This is a genomic window from Stenotrophomonas lacuserhaii (assembly GCF_039674585.1).
Classification (GTDB): domain Bacteria; phylum Pseudomonadota; class Gammaproteobacteria; order Xanthomonadales; family Xanthomonadaceae; genus Stenotrophomonas; species Stenotrophomonas pennii_A.
Genome location: NZ_JBDJNU010000057.1, coordinates 1 through 20,775, shown reverse-complemented (window position 1 = coordinate 20,775; position 20,775 = coordinate 1). Strand labels below are relative to the sequence as shown.

Genomic DNA, 20,775 nt, shown 5'->3' with positions numbered 1-20,775 from the left:
GGGGGGGGCCTTAAAAAAGTGTTTCTTGGGGGCCGTGTTTTCGCGAAATCCATGGCGTCCACCGCCCCCGCCCATACCCCCCCCCCGACCCTCCTGACAGGTTCCGGTGGCCGCCACCCGCGTAAAAAAGAAGAGGAAAAGCGGTAGCGCCGACCCATGGTCGGCGAGCGCAGCGGTCCGTTGGCGGAAACATTCCGCCGACCATGGGTCGGCGCTACAAAGCACCCGTGGCGTGTCAGGTGGAGGGAGCCCCTGGGTCAGGGGCGGTCGCGAAGCGGCGGGGTGTGGGTGCTGGTGAGGCGGGGCCCGCGGTTTGCGCAGCAAAGCCTGGCAGCGGCAGCGCGAATGCGATGACGTGGACCCGCGCAGCGCTCTATCTGGGATAATGGCGACCTTGTTTCCCTGTTGCCGGACCGGTCATGACCCAGAAGACGCTGCTCAACGATTCCCACCGCGCCCTCGGCGCCAAGATGGTCGATTTCGGGGGCTGGGACATGCCCATCCACTACGGCTCGCAGCTGGATGAACACCATCTGGTGCGTCGTGAGGCCGGCGTCTTCGACGTCAGCCACATGACCGTGGTCGACCTGCGCGGCGAGCAGGTCAAGCCGTTCCTGCGTCGGCTGCTGGCCAATTCGGTGGACAAGCTGAAGGCGACTGGCAAGGCCCTGTACTCGTGCATGCTCAATGAGCGTGGCGGGGTGATCGATGACCTGATCGTCTACTACCTGGCCGATGATTTCTTCCGCATGGTGGTCAATGCCTCCACCCGCGAAAAAGACCTGGCCTGGCTGACCGAGCAGGCGCTGCCGTTCGGCGTGTCGGTGCAGCAGCGTCCCGACCTGGCCATCCTGGCCGTGCAGGGCCCGCAGGCGCGCGATGCGGTGATCGGTCTGGTCGACGCCGCTGGCGCCGCCACCCTGGCCAAGCTGGCACGCTTCGCCGCCACCGATGTGACCTCGGCCGACGGTGTCGCCCTGTTCGTGGCGCGCACCGGCTACACCGGCGAAGACGGTTTCGAAATCCTGCTGCCGCAGGACGCCGTGGTGGCCTTCTGGGACAAGCTGCTGCAGGCGGGCGTCAAGCCGGCCGGCCTCGGCGCGCGCGACACGCTGCGCTTGGAAGCCGGCATGAATCTCTACGGCCAGGACATGGACGAGGACATCACCCCCTACGAAGCCGCGCTGGCCTGGACGGTGTCGCTCGACGAGGGCCGCGACTTCATCGGCCGCGACGTGCTGGAAGCGCAGAAGGCCGCCGGCAATGCGCGCCAGATGATCGGCCTGGTTATGGATGAGAAGGGCGTGCTGCGGCATGGCCAGGCTGTGCTCACCGCCGCTGGCCAGGGCGAAATCCTGTCGGGTACGTTCTCGCCGACGCTGGCCAAGGGCATCGCGTTCGCCCGCGTGCCGGCCGGCGAGCTGGGCGAGGTGAGCGTGGATATCCGCGGCCGTGCCGTGCCGGTGCGCGTGGTCAAGTTCCCGTTCGTGCGCGAAGGCCAGGCGCAGGACGGCGTGCTGCCGGTCGCCTGATCCTGTTTTGTCGGTCGGGCCTGCCAGCAGGCCCGGCCGGTTGGTTACACTACCCGCGTTTTTTCCACACCCGTATTCCTGGAGCAGTGCCATGAGCGAGATCCCCGGCGACCTCAAGTTCCTCAAGTCCCACGAATGGGCGCGCGTCGAATCCGACGGCAGCGTCACCGTAGGTATTTCCGACCATGCCCAGGGCCTGCTCGGCGATCTGGTCTATGTCGAGCTGCCCGAGGTGGACGGTGAAGCCAAGGCCGGCGAAACCATCGCGGTCGTCGAGTCGGTCAAGGCCGCATCGGACGTCTACAGCCCGGTCACCGGCACCATCATCAAGGTCAATTCGGCCCTGACGGACAAGCCGGAAACGATCAACGAAGATGCGTACGGCGAAGGTTGGCTGTATGTCGTGCAGCCGAGCGACCTGGCGGCCGAGCTGGAGGACCTGCTGGGTCCGGACGACTACGCCGAAGCGCTGGAAGACGACGACCACTGATCCGTCGTCGCCCTGGCAGACCAAAGGACCGCCGCTGGCGGTCCTTTTTTTTGTCCGCATCCGGGCACGTCGCTCATGCGCGAAGCGCGCAGCGGAGGTTGGCTTCGGGCATGAGCATTGCGGTTGTCGACGGGGTTGCCAGCCGGTTCGAGGGTTGGCGGTTGGCGCACAGGGGACGAAAAGTTTTGCGCAAAATCGCATTTGCGTCGCAAAGTTCGACGCGCGGCGTGTGAAAAAAAAAAGCGACCGTTTGCGAAGCGTTGAGGAAGGTGGGACGACCACCGCCATGCTGCGTGCGGCAGCACCGCATCATTCCGCGTGTCCTGCGGCTGTTTCAGAATAAGGCTTGTTTAAAGTGCTTTCGTTCGTCGTGTCGGTGCGCGCGTGCGCGCTGCGCCGGTCGGTGCATGCCTGCAGCGGTGATCGGCAACAGCGCCGCCCGCACCGCCAGCACCCATCGCGGAACACCCGTGGCGTGAATTTTTTCGTGGGGGGTTGTTGACAGCCCAAAAAAGCGTGATTAGGTTTCGCCCAGCAGACCTTTACTGCAAAACCGAGTGCAACCGATCAAACGCCAGGCGCGAAGCACAACCCGGACACCCACTGCACCGCGACGCGCGGCGCAGTCGGCCCAGCTTCCCCCTGGCAATTGCACGCTACGTTCTGCCGCGATGCCAGCCTCGCCGATCGAAGCGCGCATCGCAGCAACCGTCACGACGCGGAAGACGCGTCGGCGGGCCCCGCGAGCAGCTTCAGCGGGTTCGATTTACCTGGGCGTTTCAACACTCCATCACTGACGAGGAGCCATCCCATGGCAACTGCGAAGAAGAAGCCCGCCGCCAAGAAGGCGACGAAGAAAGTAGCCAAGAAAGCCACCGCCAAGAAAGCCACTGCCAAGAAGGTCGCGAAGAAGGCGACCGCCAAGAAGGCAGTGAAGAAGGCGGCGGCCAAGAAGACCACCGCGCGCAAGGTCGCCAAGAAGGCAACGGCCAAGAAGGCAGTGAAGAAGACCGCGAAGAAGGCCGTCAAGAAGGTCGCCAAGAAGGCGACGGCCAAGAAGGCAGCCAAGAAGGTCGCGCGCAAGCCCGCCAAGAAGGTCGCCAAGAAGGCTACGGCGAAGAAGGCAGTGAAGAAGGCCGCCAAGAAGGTAGCCAAGAAGGCCACTGCCAAGAAGGCGACCGCCAAGAAGGCGGTAAAGAAGCCGGCCAAGAAAGTCGCCAAGAAGGCGACCGCAAAGAAAGCCGTGAAGAAGACCGCGAAAAAGGCAGCTGCGAAGAAGCCGGCCGCAAAGAAGGCCGCCCGCAAGAGCCCGGCACGCCGCAAGAAGGCCGCTCCGGTGGCCCTCCCGGCAACCCCGGCGCCGCTGATCTAAGCACGTCCCGATAGCCGTACCTGAAGCCCCCTCTCCGACAGCCCAGCGGAGAGGGGGTTTTTTTATCCACGAAAAAGGGGACGGGGGGAATTAATTCGAATTAATTCCCCCCGTCCCCTTTTTTTGCTGCGGCTTAACGCGGTGAGGCGCTTGCGCGGTTGGACGAGGCGCCCTTGCGCTTGTCCTGCGAAGGCGCGCCTTCGGCCATCAGGCTGTCGCTGCCGAAGTCGGTATCCACGTCCAGCCAGCGCTGGGTCGGCAGGCCCAGGGCGGAATCCAGCACGGTCGGCAGCAGGCCGCTGGGCAGGCTGCTTTCGCCGTTCCACATGATGGCGATGCCCATGTCGCGTTCGGGAATCAGCGCCACCAGGCCGCGGTAGCCCTGCACCGCACCGGCATGGAACACCACTTCATGGCCGGCGTAATCGAAGTTGCGCCAGCCCAGGGCATAGCCGGCCGAACGCAGGCGCTCGCGGCGCCAGCCCGAACGCATTTCGCCCGGGGTGTTGACCAGCGAAGCGTGCAGCGTGGCCAGCAGCGGGGCGGGCAGCACGTCCGGGCGGTGGCCGGTCTGGGCCAGCAGCCACTGCGCCATGTCGTTGGCGCTGGCATTGACGCCCGCCGCAGGCGCGAGCCGGTAATAGGTCGGCTTCGGGCTCAGCGAAACCCAGCCATTGCGGCTGCGCACGTGCGGTCGCGCCCAGCGCGAGCTGGCCTGGATGCCGGCAAGGCCGAGGCTGGCGTCGTCCATGCCCAGCGGCTTGAACAGGCGCCGTTCGACGGCCTGTTCGTAGAAGCTGCCCGATGCGGCGTAGACCACGTCGCCGATCAGGCTGTAGGCCACGTTCTGGTACGCATAGCAGTCGCCGGGCAGGCACTTCAGCGAGGTGGAGCCGAGCTTCTGGGTCAGCGTGTAGTACTCGGCGTTGGCTTCGACGTCGCGGTCGTAGGCGTTGTAGGGCAGGCCGACGCGGTGGCTCAGCAGGTCGGCAACGGTCAGCCGCTCGGTGGCCTCCGGCGTGGCCAGCTGGAAGCCCGGCACGTAATCAGTGACCTTGCTGTCCCAGCGCAGCGTGCCATCGTTGACCAGCAGCCCGGCCATGGTGCCGGCGAAGGCCTTGGACAGCGAGGCCAGGCGGAACACGGTATGCGAATCGACCGGCAGCGGATTGTTGACGTCGGTGACGCCATAGCCGCGCGCGCTGAGGATGCGACCGCCCTGCACGATGGCCACCGCCATGCCCGGCACGCGCTCGCCATAGGTGAGCTGCTGCGCCATCGATTCGATGTTGGCCACGTTGAAGCCGGCCGCCGGTGCCTGCGGATGGGCGGCCAGGCCGGTGCGGTAGGCCGCCGGATGCGTATGTGCCGGCGCCGCAACGGCGGTTTCGATGTTGGTGGGCATCGGCGGCAGCGCGGACGTCTGCGCCGTGGTGGAAAGGGCGACGGGCATCAGCATGCCCAGCATTCCGGTGGCCGCCGTGCGGAACGGACGGCGCCTGCTGTTCTTGTTCATTGATCGGGACCCGAGCGCGACTGCTGTGACCGATTCTAGCCCCGCTTTTCGTCGTTGCACAAACAAAGCGAAGATGAATGCGCATCTTGCTGAAAATACACGGATTTTGTTGCCGGAAAAGCCGCCGGTCGGGCGCCCCCATGCGCAGGCCTGCGGTGCGCGCGCGCTGGCGATGTTGCAGTGCATTGGATACCGTACGCGCTTCCTCGCCGCCCGGAGCCGCCCATGCCTTCCTCCTGCCGCCCCGTATGCGTGCCGGGCCACGCGTGAGCGCGCCGCTCGATCCGCCACTGCAACGCGGCCCGCTGCGGGGGCTGCTGCAGGCCCTGCGGGATACGCCCGCGCTGGGGTGGTCGTTCCTGTACTTCTTCTGCCTGCTCAGCGGGTATTACGTACTGCGCCCGGTGCGCGAGGCGATGGCCTCCTCGTCGGACCTGCAGGAGGTGTTCCCGCCGGCGCTGATCGCCTGGTTCAGCAGCCACGGGATCGCATTGCAGGAGTTCGTCCTGCAGTTCCTGTTTACCTGCGTGTTCCTGATCATGCTGGTGCTGCAGCCGGTGTACGGCTGGCTGGTGAGCCGGCAGCCACGGCGCGTCTTCATGCCGGTCGTGTATGGCTTCTTCATCGTCACCCTGCTCGGCTTCCATGTGATGTTCGACAGCAACGTGCCGGGCCGGGGCATGGCGTTCTTCTTCTGGGTGACGGTGTTCAACCTGTTCGCCGTGGCGGTGTTCTGGAGCTTCATGGCCGATGTGTTCTCCAACGCACAGGCGCGGGCGTACTACGGCTACATCGGCGCGGCCGGTACGCTGGGCGCCTTCCTGGGGCCGGTCATCACCGGGGCCCTGGTGCAGCGTGTGGGCATCGCCAGCCTGATGCTGGTCTCGGCCGGTTTCCTCAGCATCTGCCTGCTGTGCATCTGGCGGCTGCGGCACTGGGCGATCCTGCGCGAGCGTGAGCAGCAGCTGGTGTCCGGTGAGCAGCCGATGGGGGGCAGCGTGCTGGATGGCCTGAAGCTGATCGTGCGCGAACCGCTGCTGCGCTGGCTGGCGCTGCTGGTGGTGTTCGGGGTGGGCGTGGGCACCATGTTGTACAACCAGCAGGTGTCGATCGTACGCGTGGCCTATCCGGATCCGGAAGCGCGCACCGCCTTCTATTCGCACCTGGACCTGGCGGTGAACACGTTGACCCTGCTGGTGCAGTTGACGCTCACGCGCTGGCTGCTGTCGCGGCATGGGGTAGCACCGGCGCTGTTGATCCCGGCGCTGGCGATCATCGTCGGCTTCTCGGTGCTGGCGGCCTCGCCGCTGCCGCTGCTGGTGGCGGTGGTGCAGGTAGTGACCCGCGCCAGCGAATTCTCGCTGTTCAAGCCGGCGCGCGAGACGATCTACACCCGTGTGGACCGCCAGTGGCGCTACAAGGCCGGCGCGGCCATCGACACCGTGGTCTACCGCGGCGCGGACCTGGGCTTCACCTGGGTGCACAAGGGCCTGTCGCTGCTGGGGTCGAACATCGTGTACGCCGGCGGCATCGTGGTGGCATCGCTGATGACCCTGGCGGCCTTCGGCGTGCTGCGCCAGGAGAAGAAACTGCCGCGCGACCGCTAGCGGGCCCGCGCATGCGCCCGCCGGCTGCCGATCCTCAAGTAAGCTCTGCGCACTTACTCGAGGATTGCCCATGTACTGGATCTGGATCGCGTTGTCTCTGACGCTGCTGGTCGCTGCGCTGCACGTCTACTTCCTGGTGCTGGAAATGTTCCTGTGGACGCGCCCGCTGGGCCTGAAGACCTTCCGCAATACGCTGGAGAAGGCACAGGCCACGCGCGTGCTGGCGGCCAACCAGGGGCTCTACAACGGCTTCCTGGCCGCCGGCATCCTGGTCGGGCTGGTCCGCTACTTCGAGATCACCATTTTCAGCCTGGTCTGCGTGGTGGTGGCCGGCTGTTACGGCGCATGGACGGTGAACCGGCGGATCTTCTACATCCAGGCGGTGCCCGCCCTGCTGGCGTTGGGAGCGATCTGGCTGGCCGGCCGCAACCTGCACTGAAACAAGAAGGGGCCAGAGCCCTTTTCCTGCGGAAAAGGAATCCGACCCCGTCGGGATCCCGGATCGGTGGCGAGGCGGTCAGGCCGCCTGTTGCGAACCGGTCTCCTTGCGCGGCAGGTCGTAGTAACCGGCCGAGCGCAGTTCGTGGGTATCGAAATCATCCACGGTGATCGCTTCCAGGGTGATCGCACGCAGCTCTTCCAGCAGGCTGCGTTCGTCCTGGGTCAGCACGCCTTCGGCCACTGCTTCGTCCAGCTGCTTGTTGTAGTCCAGCGCCTCGATGCCCTTGCTCTTCAGCGCCTTGAGGAACTTGCGCTCCACCGGCTCGGCCATGATGGCCTTGGCCAGGTAGCTGTTGATGCGCCCGCCCGGGTTGTTCTCGCACGGGGTCATGAACACGCCATCGGCCAGGCGGTCGCGGGCTTCATTGGGGGCCATCAGCAGGGCGGCGACGCGACGGCTCAGGCGGTCACCCGGGGCTTCGGCACGACGGCCCAGCGGGAAGATCAGCAGCCACATCAGCCAGCCGATCGGACGGATCGGGAAGTTGCGCAGCGCCGCCGACAGCGATTCTTCGATCTTGTGCACGCTGTCATGGAAGGCCCAGGCCAGCAGCGGCTGGTCGGCCACCGGTGCGCCTTCGTCGTGGTAGCGCTTGAGCATCGCGCTGGTCATGTACACATGGCTCAGCACGTCGCCCAGGCGGCCGGACAGCGACTCCTTGAACTTCAGCTTGCCGCCGAGGGTCATCATCGAGATGTCGGCCATCAGCGCGAGGTTGGCCGAATAGCGGTCCAGCTTGCGGAAGTAGCGGCGGGTGTAGGCATCGCCGGGGGCCGCGCCGAAGCGGGCACCGGTCAGGCCGAACCAGAACGAACGCACGGCGTTGGAAATGCCGTAGCGGATATGCCCGAACAGGCTGCGGTCGAACTCCTGCAGGCCGGCCTTGCGGTCCGGATCCTGCGCGGCCTTCATCTCCTTCATCACCCACGGATGGCAGAGGATGGCGCCCTGGCCGAAGATCAGCAGGCTGCGCGTCATGATGTTCGCGCCTTCCACGGTGATCGCGATCGGCGCGGCCTGCCAGCTGCGGCCGGCGAAGTTGCGCGGCCCCAGGATGATGCCCTTGCCGCCGATCACATCCATCATGTCCGAGATCACTTCACGGCTCATGCTGGTGCAGTGGTACTTGGCGATCGCCGACGGTACCGACGGCACGTCGCCACGATCCACCGCTGCAGCGGTGGCCTGGGCCAGCGCGCTGATCTTGTAGGCCTTGCCGCCAATGCGGGCCAGCGCCTCTTCCACGCCTTCGAAGCGACCGACCGACAGGCCGAACTGCTTGCGGATGCGCGCGTAGGCACCGGTGATGACCGCGCCGGCCTTGGCACCGCCGCTGCCGGTGGAGGGCAGGGTGATCGAGCGGCCCACGGCCAGGCACTCATTGAGCATGTTCCAGCCCTTGCCGGCCATCGCGGCACCGCCGATCAGCTGGGTCAGCGGGATGAACACGTCCTTGCCTTTGATCGGGCCGTTCTGGAACGGCGAGTTCAGCGGGAAGTGGCGACGACCGACTTCCACGCCGGCGGTTTCGCGCGGCAGCAGGCCCAAGGTGATGCCGATATCGCGCGTTTCACCGATCAGCTGGTCCGGATCGTACATGCGGAACGCCAGGCCGATCAGCGTGGCCACCGGGGCCAGGGTGATGTAGCGCTTGTCGAAGGTCAGCCTGACGCCGAGCACGCGCTCGCCGTTCCACTCGCCGTGGCAGACGATGCCGTAATCGGGAATGGAAGTGGCATCGGAGCCGGCGAACGGACCGGTCAGGCCGAAGCAGGGTACTTCGCGGCCGTCGGCCAGGCGCGGCAGGTACTGGTCCTTCTGCTCCTGGGTGCCGTAATGGTTGAGCAGCTCGCCCGGGCCCAGCGAGTTGGGTACGCCGACGGTGGAACTGACCACCGACGACACCGACGCCAGCTTCTGGATCACCTTGTGGTGGGCCAGCGCGCTGAAGCCCAGGCCGCCGTATTGCTTCGGAATGATCATGCCGAAGAAGCGGTTCTTCTTGATGAAGGCCCACATTTCCGGTGGCAGGTCGGCGTGGACGTGGGTGATTTCCCAGTCGTTGACCATCTTGCAGAGCTCTTCCACCGGGCCATCCATGAAGGCCTGTTCTTCGGCGGTGAGCTGCGGCTTGGGATAGTTCAGCAGGATGTTCCAGTCCGGGTCACCGGTGAACAGCTCGCCTTCGAAACCGACCGAACCGGTCTCCAGGGCGATCCGCTCGGTCTGCGACAGCGGCGGCAGCACCTTGCGGAACACCTTCATCATCGGCGCGGTCAGCAGCGGCTTGCGGATGAAGGGCAGCAGCAGCGGGACGGCGATCACCGCCACGATGGCGGCCGCGACGAGGGTGGCGGTCTGGTTGATGTAGGGCACGAACCAGCACACGGCCAAAACGGCCACGCTGATGATCGTCCAGGTGATCAGGCGCATGCGGTGATAGGCCGCGAATGCACTTGCCAGCAACAGGGCAAGGAAGGGAAGAACGATGCTCATGAGCGTACTCCGGTGACGTGCTCGGGTTCGGCGGACGATGTTGCGGCCAAGGCCGGGGGCAACACGTCCAGATAGTTCAACACAGTAGCGGTAAAGGCGTCGTTGTCATCGCCGGCCAGCATGTGCGTGGCCTGCGGCAGCTGTACATGGCGGGCATGCGGGGCCAGCGCGAGGAAATCGGCGATGGTGCCTGCATTGACCAGCTCGCTGCGCCCGCCACTGACCAGCAGCAGGGGGCACTTCACCTTGCGTGCGGCATCGGCCAGGGCGTCCTGGTGCTGTTCGCTGTCGCGCGCCAGCTCGGCCACCAGCCGCGGATCCCAGTGCCAGCGCCAGCGCCCATGGCCGTCTTCGCGCAGCAGCGCACGCAGGGAATCTTCGGACTTGCGCGGACGATGCGGCAGGTAGGCCGCGATCACGTCGGCGGCCTCGGCCAGTGACGCGAAGCCCTGCGGGTGGGCGGTCATGAAGCTGAGGATGCGCTCGACCCCGGCGGTGTCCCAGCGCGGGGTGATGTCCACCAGCACCATGGCAGAAAACAGGCCGGGCCAGCGCGATTCCGCCAGCAGTCCGAACAGGCCGCCCATCGACGCGGCAACCAGCACCGGCGGGCGCGACTGCTCGCCGGCGAGCACGATCAGGTCATCGGCGAACTGATCGCCGTGGTAGGGCAGGTCAGCTGGATTCCAGTCGGAATCGCCATGGCCGCGCGCGTCGTAGGCAAGGGTCTGGAAGCCATGGCTGGCCAGGGCGCGGGCCGAAGCGTTCCAGGCATGCCGGGTCTGGCCGAAGCCGTGTGCGAACAGGATCGGGCCGCGGCGTCCGGCGCTGTCGGCGGTGGCCGCCAGCACCGCGCCATGCGCCGCATCCAGGCGCAGGGAGGGCAACGGGGCGAGGGAAGGAGGTGTGACCATACCAGCTAGTATGGAGCGCTTCGGTACGATGTCAATACTGTCACGTATGGTGCGTTGCAGCGACCCGCGCGCGGCGCCGTACCTCCTTTATATACATAGGCATACTGCAACGAACCCCGGCGTATGGTTAAATCAGCAGATGAGCGAATCCGAAACTCCCGCCGGCGAACCGCGCGCCGGCCGCAACAGCCGCCTGAGCGCCGAAGACTGGGCCCAGGCCGCCCTCGACCTGATTGCTGAACAAGGTGTCAGCGCTGTCGCGGTGGAGCCACTGGCGCGCCGACTTGGCGTGACCAAGGGCAGCTTCTATTGGCATTTCCCCTCGCGTGACGCGCTGCTGCAGGCCGCGCTGGAGCGCTGGGAACTGTTCGAGCAGGAGCAGGTGTTCGGCAGCCTGGAAGAGGTGCCGGACCCGCGCGTGCGCCTGCGCCAGTTGTTCCAGGTGGTGGCGCACGAAGTGCAGCCGCACATCATCTACAGCGAACTGCTGAAGGCGCTGGATCATCCGATGGTGCGGCCGGTGATCGATCGTGTGTCGCAGCGGCGCATGGATTACCTGATCGCCTCGTTCCGCCAGGCGGGCTTGAGTTCGACCGATGCCCGGCACCGCGCGCGGCTGGCGTATGCGGCCTATGTCGGCTTCCTGCAGTTGTCGCTGCAGCTGCAGCAGCCCAAGCAGGCGCGCGAAGACTTCGAGGCCTATGTCGAGCACGTGATCGAGACGCTGATCCCGGGCTGAGGCCGGGTGCTGCCGGTATACGGAGAAAGCCGCTGCGAAGCGGCTTTTTTCGTGGCTGCGACTGTGCGACAGGCAGAGCGCCCATAAAGCAACGGCCCCTTTCGGGGCCGTTGTTTCAGACGTTGTTGATCAGTGGGCCGATCAGAACTTCTGGTTGTACTTCAGGTACACGAAACGACCGATGTCGAAGCCGCCGTAGTACGAGAAGTTGGCGTTCGGCTGAGCGAACATGGCCGGACCGACCTTGTTGAACACGTTGTTCGCGCCGACGGAGATGTTGGCGTTCCACGGTGCTGCATAGGTCACCTGCAGGTCGTGGAAGGTCACTGCGCCGGTTTCGTTCTGCGGATCGATGTTGCCCTGCGTTTCCGGTGCCGAGAAGTTCGGCAGGCTGCAGCGCTCATCGAAGTAGCACGGTTCCTTGGTGCCGGAGTAGTAACGCAGGCCGTAGTTCACCGACCAGTCGTTCAGCGACCAACCCAGGTTGAAGTTGGAGCGGACACGGAAGTTGCTGCCGTAGCCGTTTGCCTGGTTCGGAACGGTGGTCGCTTCGTTGGTGGTCTTCGACTCGTACTTGCCCACGTAGGTCGTTGCCGACTTGGCGGTCAGGCGACCGAAATTGGTCTCCATGGTGTAGCCGATGTCGATGTCGAAACCTTCGGTTTCGGTGTAACCAGCGTTACGGTTGCCGTAGGTCAGCGTGCCGACGATGTTGCCCAGCGCCGGATCACGCTGGAACAGGTCGCAGCGCGAGAGAACCTGGTTGACATAGCAATCGCGCAGGATGGTGTTGGCGCTGTCCGAGACGATCGTGTCGTCGATGCGGATGCTCCACCAGTCAACACCGACGGTCAGGCCGGAAACGTAGCTCGGGCTGTAGACGAAACCAACCGTCTTCGACTCCGACTTTTCCGGGGTCAGCAGCGGGTTGGAACCGGAGACGAACGGCACCGGGCTCTGTGCAGCCGAGCCCACGGTCGGGATGAAGCCCTGCTGCAGCTGGCGGTAGCCCGGACCAACGGCGGCCAAGCACTGCGGGCTGCCGCCGACGCTGCCGTAGACGCTGTCGCACGGATCCACGAAGCCGGTCACGAAGGTCTGCGAAGCGCCGCCGTACAGGTCACCGATGGTCGGGGCGCGGAAGCCCTCGGCATAGGTGGCACGCACCAGCAGGTCGTCGATCGGACGCCACTTCAGGCCGAATTTGTTGTTGGTGGTGTCACCGAAGGTGTTGAAGTCGGAGTAGCGGGTCGCCACGTCCAGCGTCAGTTCCTTGGCGAACGGCAGGTCGGCCAGGATCGGGATGTTCAGTTCCAGGAAGAACTCGTCGACTGCATACGAACCCTCGGTCGGGCCCGATGCCAGGTTGGTCGAGTCACCCGACTGGGCGATCGCATCCGGGCGGAAGTTGCCGTCTTCCTTGCGGTATTCGTAGCCCAGCGCGAAGCCCAGGTCGCCGGCCGGCAGCGGGACGATGGTGCCCGACAGGTTGGCGAAGTAGTTGTTCGTGGTGGTCTTGCCGGTCGCGTGCTCCTCACGGTAGAGGTAGTTGCGAACGTTCGGGTCATCCAGCGAATTGGCAACCGCGCCGGTGCCGAAGCCCGCAAACGGGTTCCACGGCACGCAGCCGTCGATGACGCTGTCAGGCTGACCACCGACGCCGGGCGTGCCGCACACCAGCTGGCCCTGGCCATTGACGAACGAAGGACCAACGGCATCACGAACGGCGGGGGTGTAGAAGTTGCCGTTGTTGGTGATGTTGACGTTGTTTTCGTTGTAGAGGTAACCGGCATCCCAGTTGAAGTAGCGGTCACCAATCTCGAACGCACCTTCCAGCGAGGCGGTGAAGCGCCAGGTGGTCAGGTCGGTATCGGTGGTACGCGGCACTTCCCAGCCACGACGGCGCCAGTTGACGTCGGACACGCCGCCGGTCGGGTTGAAGACGCTGTCGGCGGACATCGGCGCCTCAACGCCCGTGGCCTGCGACTGCAGCGGGTAGCCGGCGATCTGGCGGTTGGCTTCACGACGGGTGTAGGACAGGTCGCTGGTGAAACGGACGTTGTCGGTGATGTCGTAGTTGGTGTTGACATACAGCGAACGACGTTCCAGCGGGGTCAGCAGGTGCATCTGCTCGGTGGAGCGGCTGCGGTCGTCTGCGGTCTGGTTGTGGAACTGACCCGGACCCAGTGCGGTGCCGCCACGGTTCGGCGCCTGCCACGGACCGGTGGTGCCGGTACGCCAGTTGCCCCACTGTCCAACGACCGAGTAAGCGCCGCCGTCACCGATGCCCGGATAGGTGTCGATGCTGAACGGACGATCCTTGGCCCAGACCTCCTCTTCCTTGTGGTATTCGGCACCGACGGTGACCGAGCCGCGATCGCCGGAGAAGCCGATCATGAAATCAGCGGTTTCCTTCTGGCCGTCGCCCTGGCTGTACTGGCCGGTGTAGAAGTTGGCTTCAGCACCGTCGAAGTTCTTGCGGGTGATGATGTTGATCACGCCGGCCATCGCGTCCGAACCGTAGATCGACGAGGCGCCGTCCTTCAGCACGTCGATGCGCTCGACGATGACGGTCGGGATGGTCGACACGTCCTGGAAGCCGTCCGGCGAAATGCCCAGACGCTTGCCGTTGACCAGCACCAGCGTACGCTGCGGACCCAGGTTGCGCAGGTCGATGTACGAACCGCCCGCCTCCTGGTTGGAGGTCAGCGGCGAAGCGCGGCTGAACGACGGGCTGCCCGCGGCGGAGATGTTCTGCAGGATGTCCGCGACCGAGCTGAAGCCCTGGTTCTGGATGTCCTGGCGCGAAATCGTCAGCACCGGCTGGGCGGTTTCGACGTCGACCTGACGGATGCGCGAACCGGTGACCGAGATGCGGTCCAGGTTGGTGGTGCCGGAGGTTTCCTGCGCGACGGCGGCGCCGGTGCCTGCAGCGCTGGTGATCAGCGCGATGACGACGGCGTCACGCAGTTTATTGCTGTTGCGGTTCATTGGGCTCTCTCTCCAAGTGGACTTGGTAGCTACGTGGTGTGGCCCGCGACGAAAGCGAATGGCGCTTCCAAAAATCGCTGGGCTGATCCCGATACTACTTCCGTCTTTTCGAAAATTAAAGCTTTGTTAATGATTCGCGTGATTTTGGTGAAATTCGGCAAAGCCGTTCAGCCAGCGCGGAAACGAAAACGCCCCGGAATTCGGGGCGTCATCGAAAATATTTGAACTGGATCAGGCGCTTACAGATCCTGTTCGTAACGTACGTACGGAACCGTGCCGTCGTCGTTGCTCTCATTGCGTGGTGAGAACGGGTTCTTGCCCCGGCTCACGACGTTCTCCGCACCGACCGTCAACTGCCCGGACCACGGCGTACGCCAGGTCAAGCCGACCCCCAGGCCTTCCCATTTTCCGGGCTGGCCGGGCACATCGACGACCCGTCCGATGATGTTGCCGCTGAAGTTCCCATAGCCTGCGCCGATGCTGATGCTCTTGCTGTCCCAGCGATCCACGATCGATGGCGCCGCGTCAGCCAACGGCACCAGGCGCGCTTTCGCATAGGTACCGCCGATGGACACGAAGCCTTCGCGGCCGATGTTCTTCTGGCCGAACACGGTGAGGTCGTTCTGTTCAGCACGCAGCGAGGGCGACTTGTTCGGTCCTGCCAGCCACGCCGGAAGCGTGTCGCGGCCAGCACCGGCGGTCAGCCCCACGCGCCCACCCGCGCGGTTGAACGCGGCGGTTGCGCTGAATCGGCGTGACAGCGTGTCTTCGTCATCGCCCAGGCTGGCCAGCATGCAATGACTGGCAAGCCCGCTGATGCTGGTGCCGCGGCTGCTGTTGCACAGCAGTCCCAGCGAATCGCCGGAGGACAGGCCGAAGGCCGCATCCAGTGAACTGCGCCCGAAATGCCAGCGCGCTCCGGCCATCTGTTCGCCGGTAGGCTCCAGGTACAGCAGGGCTTCGACCTTGCCGCTGCCCTTGTTCCAGACCGGGATGACCGTGCGGGTGTCCTTGGCCTGCGCATGTGCGCCCGTGACCGTCCCGAGGGCGATCAGCAGGGCAAGTGGCAGGCGCAGGAAGTTCGGCATGGGTCCAGTCAGACAGTCGAATGCAGGGCAAGTTCCCGCGCAAGCGGGAACTCGAGACTAGGCTGTTTATGATTCTTTAACAAGTCGTTGTCCTCCCCAGAACACGAACTCGCGAAGATGGTCGGCATGCTCGGGCGGAAACGGTTACTGAAGCCGCTCAGGGGCCGGCACGGACGCCCCGGCACCGTGGAACAGTATCCCGAATTCCGTCAACGGAAAGTGATACTCCCGTCCGCAGAATTCGCATTTCACATCGACCGATCCCGTCGCCTCCGCCGCTGCACGGGCTTCTTCTTCGCCCAGCGACTGCAGCATGGCCTCCACCCGCTCACGCGAACACGAGCAGGCGAAGCGCAGCGGCTTGCCCCCCATGGCTTCGGGCTGTTCTTCGTGGAACAGCCGACGCACCAGATCTTCTGCCGGCGTGGCCAGCAGCTCGGCCTTGCCCAGCGTCTCGAAGAGGGCACTGGCGCGGGTCCAGCCGTCGGCATCGCCTTCTTCGCCTGGCAGTTTCTGCAGCAACAGGCCGGCGGCGCCCTGGCCGTCGGCGGCGAGCAGCAGCCGCGTGGGCAACTGTTCGGACTGGCGGAAATAGTCCTCGAAGGCTTCATCCAGGCTCGGTGCGGTGAGCGCGACCAGGCTCTGGTAACGCTGCGGTTCGCGCGGGTCCAGGCCGGGGTTTTCGATGGTGATGGCCAGCACGGCGTCATCGCCCAGGGCGGTCAGTTCGCGTGGGGCGTCCTCACCGTCTTCCACCCGCGCGATGCCGCGCAGGGTGCCGGCGGCAGTGCACTCGGCGAACAGGGTGCGCAGGGCACTGCTGCTGCGCAGCTGGATCGACAGCCGCCCATCGACCTTGGTGTGGCCGGTGAACAGCGCCGCGGCGACCGTGGCCTCGCCCAGCAGTCCAGCGGCCACGGTGGGGTAGTCACCACGCGACAGGATCTCCTGCCAGGTGTCCTGCAGGCGCACGTGTACCCCCCGGACGCCGGCATCGGGAAGCAGGAAGCGGAACAGGGAGTCGGTGTGGTCGGTCATGGATTCGGGGCCGCGCGTATATAAGGGAGGGGGCTTGCCGGATAATGTGCCGACAACGGTTTGAAAGAAGAGTGAGCGATCAATGGGGCCAGGGGACGAAAACCTCAAGGTGCGGGATGCCGCGGCGCCGCGCTGGCGCTGGCGCCGCCTGTTGTGGCTGCCGGTGCTGCTGGCCGCGTTCAGCGTGCTGCAGGTGCTGGTGCTGCGTTTCGTCGACCCGCCGCTTTCCACGGTGATGGTCTGGCGCTATGGCGAGGCGCTGGGGCAGGGCGACTGGAACTACCGGCTGCACTACCACTGGCGGGATCAGACACAGATGGCGCCCAGCCTGCCGATATCGCTGGTGGCCGCCGAAGACCAGCGCTTCCCGCTGCACCACGGCTTCGACCTGCAGGCGATCGAGAAGGCGCGCGACCACAATGCGCGCGGTGGCAGGGTCCGCGGTGCCAGCACGATCAGCCAGCAGGTCGCCAAGAATCTGTTCCTGTGGCAGGGCCGCAGCTGGCTGCGCAAGGGCCTGGAGGTCTGGTACACGCTGCTGATCGAAACCTTCTGGCCGAAGCAGCGGATCCTGGAGGTGTACGCCAACATCGCCGAGTTCGGCGACGGCATCTATGGCGCGCAGGCGGCATCGCGGCAGTTCTGGAACAAGGACGCGTCGACTTTGACCCCTGCCGAGAGCGCGCGACTGGCGGCGGTGCTGCCGGCGCCGCGTCGCTACAACGCGGCGCGGCCGGGCCCTTACGTGCAGCGCAGGGCGAACTGGATCCAGCGCCAGGCACGCCAGCTGGGCGGCGGCGGGTATCTGCAGGATGACTGAGTACACTCATGCGATGCAGCCTGATCAACTGACCGTCGTCGTCGCCGCCTACAACGAAGAAGAAGCCTTGCCGAACCTGCACGAGCGGGTGTCGGCGGTGTTCGCCGGCCTGCCCGACATCGACGGCCGCATGCTGTACGTGGATGACGGCAGCAGTGATGCGACCTGGCAGGTGATCAGCCAGCTGGCACGCCAGGATGCACGGGTGTCGGCGCTGCGGCTGTCGCGCAACTTCGGCAAGGAAGCCGCGCTCACCGCCGGACTGGACCAGGTGCGCGAAGGCGCGGCGATGATCCTCGACGCCGACTGCCAGGATCCGCCGGAGCTGATCCCGCAGTTCGTCGCGCGCTGGCGCGAGGGCTACGACAACGTATATGGCACGCGGGTGGCCCGTGCCGGTGAAAGCTGGAGCAAGCGCGCCACCGCAAACATGTTCTACCGGGTGATCGGCCGGCTGTCGCCCACCCCGATCCCCGCCGACACCGGCGACTTCCGCCTGCTGTCGCCGCGCGCGCTGAAGGCGCTGGGCGAGCTTCGCGAACGCCACCGCTTCATGAAGGGCCTGTTCAGCTGGGTTGGCTACAAGCGCATCGCCGTGCCCTACCAGCGCCATGCGCGGGTCGCCGGGACGAGCAAATTCGGCCTGTGGCGATTGTGGAATTTCGCGCTGGAAGGAATCACCAGTTTCTCCACCGTGCCGCTGCGCGCGGCAACCTACCTGGGACTGCTCACCGCCGCCGGTGCGTTCGCGTTTGCGATGGGGGTGGTGCTCAAGGCCGCGGTGTACGGTGATCGCGTCGCCGGGTGGCCGACCATGATGGCGGTGATCCTGTTCCTGGGCGGCGTGCAGCTGATCGCCCTGGGGCTGATCGGTGAATACCTGGGACGGCTGTACGAAGAGTCCAAGCAGCGGCCGCTGTACCTGCTTGACACCTGGATCCCTCCGGGCATGGCAGACTCTGGGCTGCAACTCACCCTTGGAGGGCAGGCAGATGACCACGGTTCGGCAACTGTTGGACGGCAAGTCTCCTGAAGTGCACGCGGTCGGGCCGGAAGCGGCGGTGATCGACGCGATCCGGCTGATGGCGGAGAAAAGCATCGGCGCCGTGCTGGTGATGGAGGGGCCGGTGCTGGCCGGCATCCTTTCCGAGCGCGATTACGCGCGGAAGATCGTGCTGCGGGATCGCTCCTCGCGCGATACCCGCGTAGCCGACATCATGACCTCCAAGCTGATCACCGTGGCGCCGACCGCGCAGGTTGCCCACTGCCTGCAGTTGGTGTCCGACCATCGCATCCGCCATCTGCCTGTGGTGGACAACGGCGGGGTGCTGGGGGTGATCTCCATCGGTGACCTGGTGAAGGCCGTCATCGATGCACAGGCGCGGGAACTGGAACAGCTCCAGCAGTACATCGTCGCCGGCTGAGGCCTGATGGGGTTGACGGCCAGTGGCCGTCACTCCCCTCACTTGGCGTACTTGCCGCCGCAGTTGCTGTCCTCGCCTGGACCGGGTTCGAAGGTGGCCAGCAAGGCGGCAGGCGGGGCGATGCTGCCCAGTGCCAGCGCGATCGCGCCACGCAGCCCAAGCGCCTTGAAGTCCGGCCGGAAGCCGGGATCCTTGAACGTGCCGTCGATGCGCAACGGCGAGCGCAGCGCCAGGATGCTGATGTCCTTCGGGCGCGGCCTGAGCAGCAGGTCCATCTGCTCGTTCTTCAGGTTGACCGTGCCTTCGCCGACGATCAGCGTGTCGGTGGTATCCACCGCCAGCGCCCGGCTGTCCATCAGCCCATCCTTGACCCCGAAATCAGCGAAGGCGCAGCGCAGCGGTATCTGTCTGTCGCCGGTGAACAGGAATTTCAGCGATTCCGCCACATCCAGCCCGGCCAGTTCCATGATCAGGTTGCCGACGTGGCCCTTGCCCATGCCGACGGCGACATTGCCGTCACTGCTGCCCAGCATGGCGGCGATCGAGTTGCCGTTCCCGGTCAGGTCGATTTCCCCGCCGATGCCGCCAGAGGCCTGTTCGGCCAGCTTCGCATCCGGGAACAGTTGGCCGAGCTGCACGCGGCGCACGCTCGCCTTCAGCGTGGTGGCGATCTGCGGGCGGCGCGCGTCCATGCGGACGGTGCTGCGGATGTCGCCGCCTGCCACGCCGAAGTTCAAGGGGTCCAGTCGCAGCAGGCCGTCATCGAGGAAAAGATGGGCGTCCATGTCGTCCAGCGGCAGGCTGGGCGCGTTGATCCGCTGGGCCCGCAACCGCACGTCGGCGTCCATCGAGCGCAGCTTGCCAAGGTTGTACGGCGTGTCTGGCAGGATCGTCGGCCTGGCGGCCAGCCGCGCTGCTTCCGCTTTCTGTTCGGCGTTGGCGGTTTCGTCGCCGTCCGTCTTTGGCGGTGCACCGATGAAACCGGCCAGATCGTCGAAGTCCAGCCGTCTGGACACCAGATTGGCGGTCAGGCGCGGGCGCTCGCCTCCGACTTCAACCTTCACGTCGCCGCCGAGGTCGCTGTCACCGACCGTGCCGTTGAACTTCTGGTATTGCCAGACCTGGTGGTCCCGGCTGAGCTGCCCGTCCAGGCGATACGGCGGGGTGGAGGGCAGGGCGATGCCCAGCAGGGGATACAGGTCTTCCATATCCTGTCCACTCAGCCGGAACTGCAGTTTGAACGTCTGCAACTGGAACGGGTTGGTCAGGGTGCCGCTGGCCACCGCATGCGTGGCCCCGGCGCGGCCGTCCAGGTGGATGCGGAATGGCTGCCCGCTGTGGGTCAGCTCCAGCGGGGACTCTGTATTTCCCCTCAGCGTGAATGCATTGCCCTGCCACTCGCCCTTGCCACTGACCAGCAGCGGCGGCGCGGCGTCCGCCCGTTTCGGCTCGCCACTGCGCACGGCAACCTGGATATCGGTGCGGCCGCGCTCATCCAGGAACTGCAGCCGCCCGTCATCGATATGCAGCCGACGCAACTGCATCGGTTCACCGCCGCTGCTCTCGCCCATGAAGTCCCAGTTCCCGGCTTGATCGGCCTTGGGCGCGGTCTGCAGCAACGCGTCGGGCCGGGTCAGGCGAATCTCCGGCAGCTGCACGCTGCCACGCAGCAACGGCCAGAAACGCACGTCGATTTCCACGCGATCCGCGCTGGCCATCTTCGGCTGCCTGGCCCATTGCGCGTTGGCGAAGGTGATCGAGTCGGCGCGGATGGTGGTGACCCGACCCAGATCCACGTCAAGGTTGCCGATGTGCAGGGCACGTCCGGTCCTGGCCTGCACCGCACGCTCGACCGGCCCCTTGAACCAGTTCCAGTCCCATAGCGCGATCAGCAGCAGGATGGCGGCGAGCAGGAACACCAGCACGGCGACCCAGCGCTGGCCGCGCTTGGTGGTCGGACGGCGCGGGCGCCAGCGGGAGGTGCGTGCAGCGGCAGCGGGCGGAATGTCATTCACCCGGGCATGGTTGCCCGTTCATCGTGCACGCGGTGCGAAGCAGGCATTTGGATGGTGTGCAGGGGGCGTGGTCGAACGGGTGGAACCCCCTCGCGGGTGGCTGGTGTTTGAAGCCGCAGCGGGGGTGGGGCGGGGGGGGTGGGGCTGGTCGGGGGACGGCAAAAACTGCATCCATGCGGGCCTCGTTTCGCGCCATCCATGGCGCTCAACGCCCCCGCCCAGCCCCACCCG

16 protein-coding genes are annotated in these 20,775 nt (G+C 65.7%); 9 read left to right on the top strand and 7 right to left on the bottom strand.

Annotation, left to right across the window (positions count from 1 at the left end; genetic code table 11):
• Positions 1-419: 419 nt before the first annotated feature.
• The 3 genes from gcvT (at position 420) to ABE522_RS16360 (ending at position 3,394) form a co-directional block, all read left to right on the top strand.
• Complete coding sequence (gene gcvT / locus ABE522_RS16370) at positions 420-1,532, top strand: glycine cleavage system aminomethyltransferase GcvT (protein ID WP_346592606.1); 1,113 nt, start codon at positions 420-422, stop codon at positions 1,530-1,532.
• Between the two features lie 91 nt (positions 1,533-1,623).
• Positions 1,624-2,022 carry a glycine cleavage system protein GcvH gene (gene gcvH, locus ABE522_RS16365; protein WP_346592605.1) on the top strand — a complete coding sequence of 133 codons (399 nt, stop codon included), beginning with the start codon at positions 1,624-1,626 and terminating at the stop codon, positions 2,020-2,022.
• A gap of 811 nt (positions 2,023-2,833) precedes the next feature.
• A complete protein-coding gene (locus ABE522_RS16360) occupies positions 2,834-3,394 on the top strand; it encodes a hypothetical protein (protein WP_346592604.1) in 561 nt (186 codons plus the stop codon).
• Between the two features lie 133 nt (positions 3,395-3,527).
• On the opposite strand, the gene ABE522_RS16355 is transcribed toward ABE522_RS16360, so the two are convergent.
• Positions 3,528-4,910, bottom strand: coding sequence for a serine hydrolase domain-containing protein (locus ABE522_RS16355; RefSeq protein WP_346592603.1), 1,383 nt, complete (start codon positions 4,908-4,910; stop codon positions 3,528-3,530).
• Positions 4,911-5,176: 266 nt separating this feature from the next.
• On the opposite strand from ABE522_RS16355, the gene ABE522_RS16350 reads away from it, so the two are divergent.
• Together ABE522_RS16350 and ABE522_RS16345 are read left to right on the top strand one after the other, a co-directional pair.
• Complete coding sequence (locus ABE522_RS16350) at positions 5,177-6,517, top strand: NTP/NDP exchange transporter (RefSeq protein WP_406846382.1); 1,341 nt, start codon at positions 5,177-5,179, stop codon at positions 6,515-6,517.
• A 70-nt stretch (positions 6,518-6,587) separates the two neighbouring features.
• Positions 6,588-6,956 carry a DUF1304 domain-containing protein gene (locus tag ABE522_RS16345; RefSeq protein WP_346592602.1) on the top strand — a complete coding sequence of 123 codons (369 nt, stop codon included), beginning with the start codon at positions 6,588-6,590 and terminating at the stop codon, positions 6,954-6,956.
• Positions 6,957-7,034: 78 nt separating this feature from the next.
• On the opposite strand, the gene ABE522_RS16340 is transcribed toward ABE522_RS16345, so the two are convergent.
• Positions 7,035-9,515: an acyl-CoA dehydrogenase gene (locus ABE522_RS16340; RefSeq protein WP_346592601.1), complete on the bottom strand. Its 2,481-nt coding sequence runs from the start codon at positions 9,513-9,515 to the stop codon at positions 7,035-7,037.
• On the bottom strand, positions 9,512-10,429 hold the full coding sequence (locus ABE522_RS16335; RefSeq protein WP_346592600.1) for an alpha/beta fold hydrolase: 918 nt from the start codon (positions 10,427-10,429) through the stop codon (positions 9,512-9,514). The genes ABE522_RS16340 and ABE522_RS16335 overlap by 4 nt, the downstream gene beginning before the upstream one ends.
• Positions 10,430-10,568: 139 nt before the next feature.
• On the opposite strand from ABE522_RS16335, the gene ABE522_RS16330 reads away from it, so the two are divergent.
• Entirely contained in the window at positions 10,569-11,168 is a 600-nt protein-coding gene (locus ABE522_RS16330; RefSeq protein WP_042615262.1) for a TetR/AcrR family transcriptional regulator, read from the top strand.
• 141 nt (positions 11,169-11,309) lie between these two features.
• Here ABE522_RS16330 and ABE522_RS16325 read toward each other — a convergent pair whose 3' ends face one another.
• The 3 genes from ABE522_RS16325 to hslO form a co-directional block, all read right to left on the bottom strand.
• Positions 11,310-14,159 (bottom strand): TonB-dependent receptor domain-containing protein, encoded by a 2,850-nt coding sequence (locus ABE522_RS16325; RefSeq protein WP_346592599.1) that lies wholly within the window; start codon positions 14,157-14,159, stop codon positions 11,310-11,312.
• Positions 14,160-14,398: 239 nt separating this feature from the next.
• The gene (locus tag ABE522_RS16320) at positions 14,399-15,247 is read right to left on the bottom strand and encodes an XOO1806 family protein (RefSeq protein WP_042615260.1); all 849 of its coding nucleotides are present in this window, start codon (positions 15,245-15,247) and stop codon (positions 14,399-14,401) included.
• 144 nt (positions 15,248-15,391) lie between these two features.
• Positions 15,392-16,285: an Hsp33 family molecular chaperone HslO gene (hslO, locus tag ABE522_RS16315; protein WP_346592598.1), complete on the bottom strand. Its 894-nt coding sequence runs from the start codon at positions 16,283-16,285 to the stop codon at positions 15,392-15,394.
• Between the two features lie 82 nt (positions 16,286-16,367).
• Between hslO and mtgA the strand changes: the two genes are divergently transcribed.
• The 3 genes from mtgA to ABE522_RS16300 are packed head-to-tail and all read left to right on the top strand — an operon-like array spanning position 16,368 to position 18,529.
• On the top strand, positions 16,368-17,105 hold the full coding sequence (gene mtgA, locus ABE522_RS16310) for a monofunctional biosynthetic peptidoglycan transglycosylase (protein WP_346592597.1): 738 nt from the start codon (positions 16,368-16,370) through the stop codon (positions 17,103-17,105).
• A gap of 13 nt (positions 17,106-17,118) precedes the next feature.
• Entirely contained in the window at positions 17,119-18,138 is a 1,020-nt protein-coding gene (locus tag ABE522_RS16305; protein ID WP_346592608.1) for a glycosyltransferase family 2 protein, read from the top strand.
• Positions 18,098-18,529 (top strand): CBS domain-containing protein, encoded by a 432-nt coding sequence (locus ABE522_RS16300; protein ID WP_346592596.1) that lies wholly within the window; start codon positions 18,098-18,100, stop codon positions 18,527-18,529. The genes ABE522_RS16305 and ABE522_RS16300 overlap by 41 nt, the downstream gene beginning before the upstream one ends.
• 38 nt (positions 18,530-18,567) lie before the next feature.
• On the opposite strand, the gene ABE522_RS16295 is transcribed toward ABE522_RS16300, so the two are convergent.
• Positions 18,568-20,544, bottom strand: a complete 1,977-nt coding sequence (locus tag ABE522_RS16295; RefSeq protein ID WP_406846381.1) for an AsmA family protein — start codon at positions 20,542-20,544, stop codon at positions 18,568-18,570.
• Between the last annotated feature and the right edge of the window lie 231 nt (positions 20,545-20,775).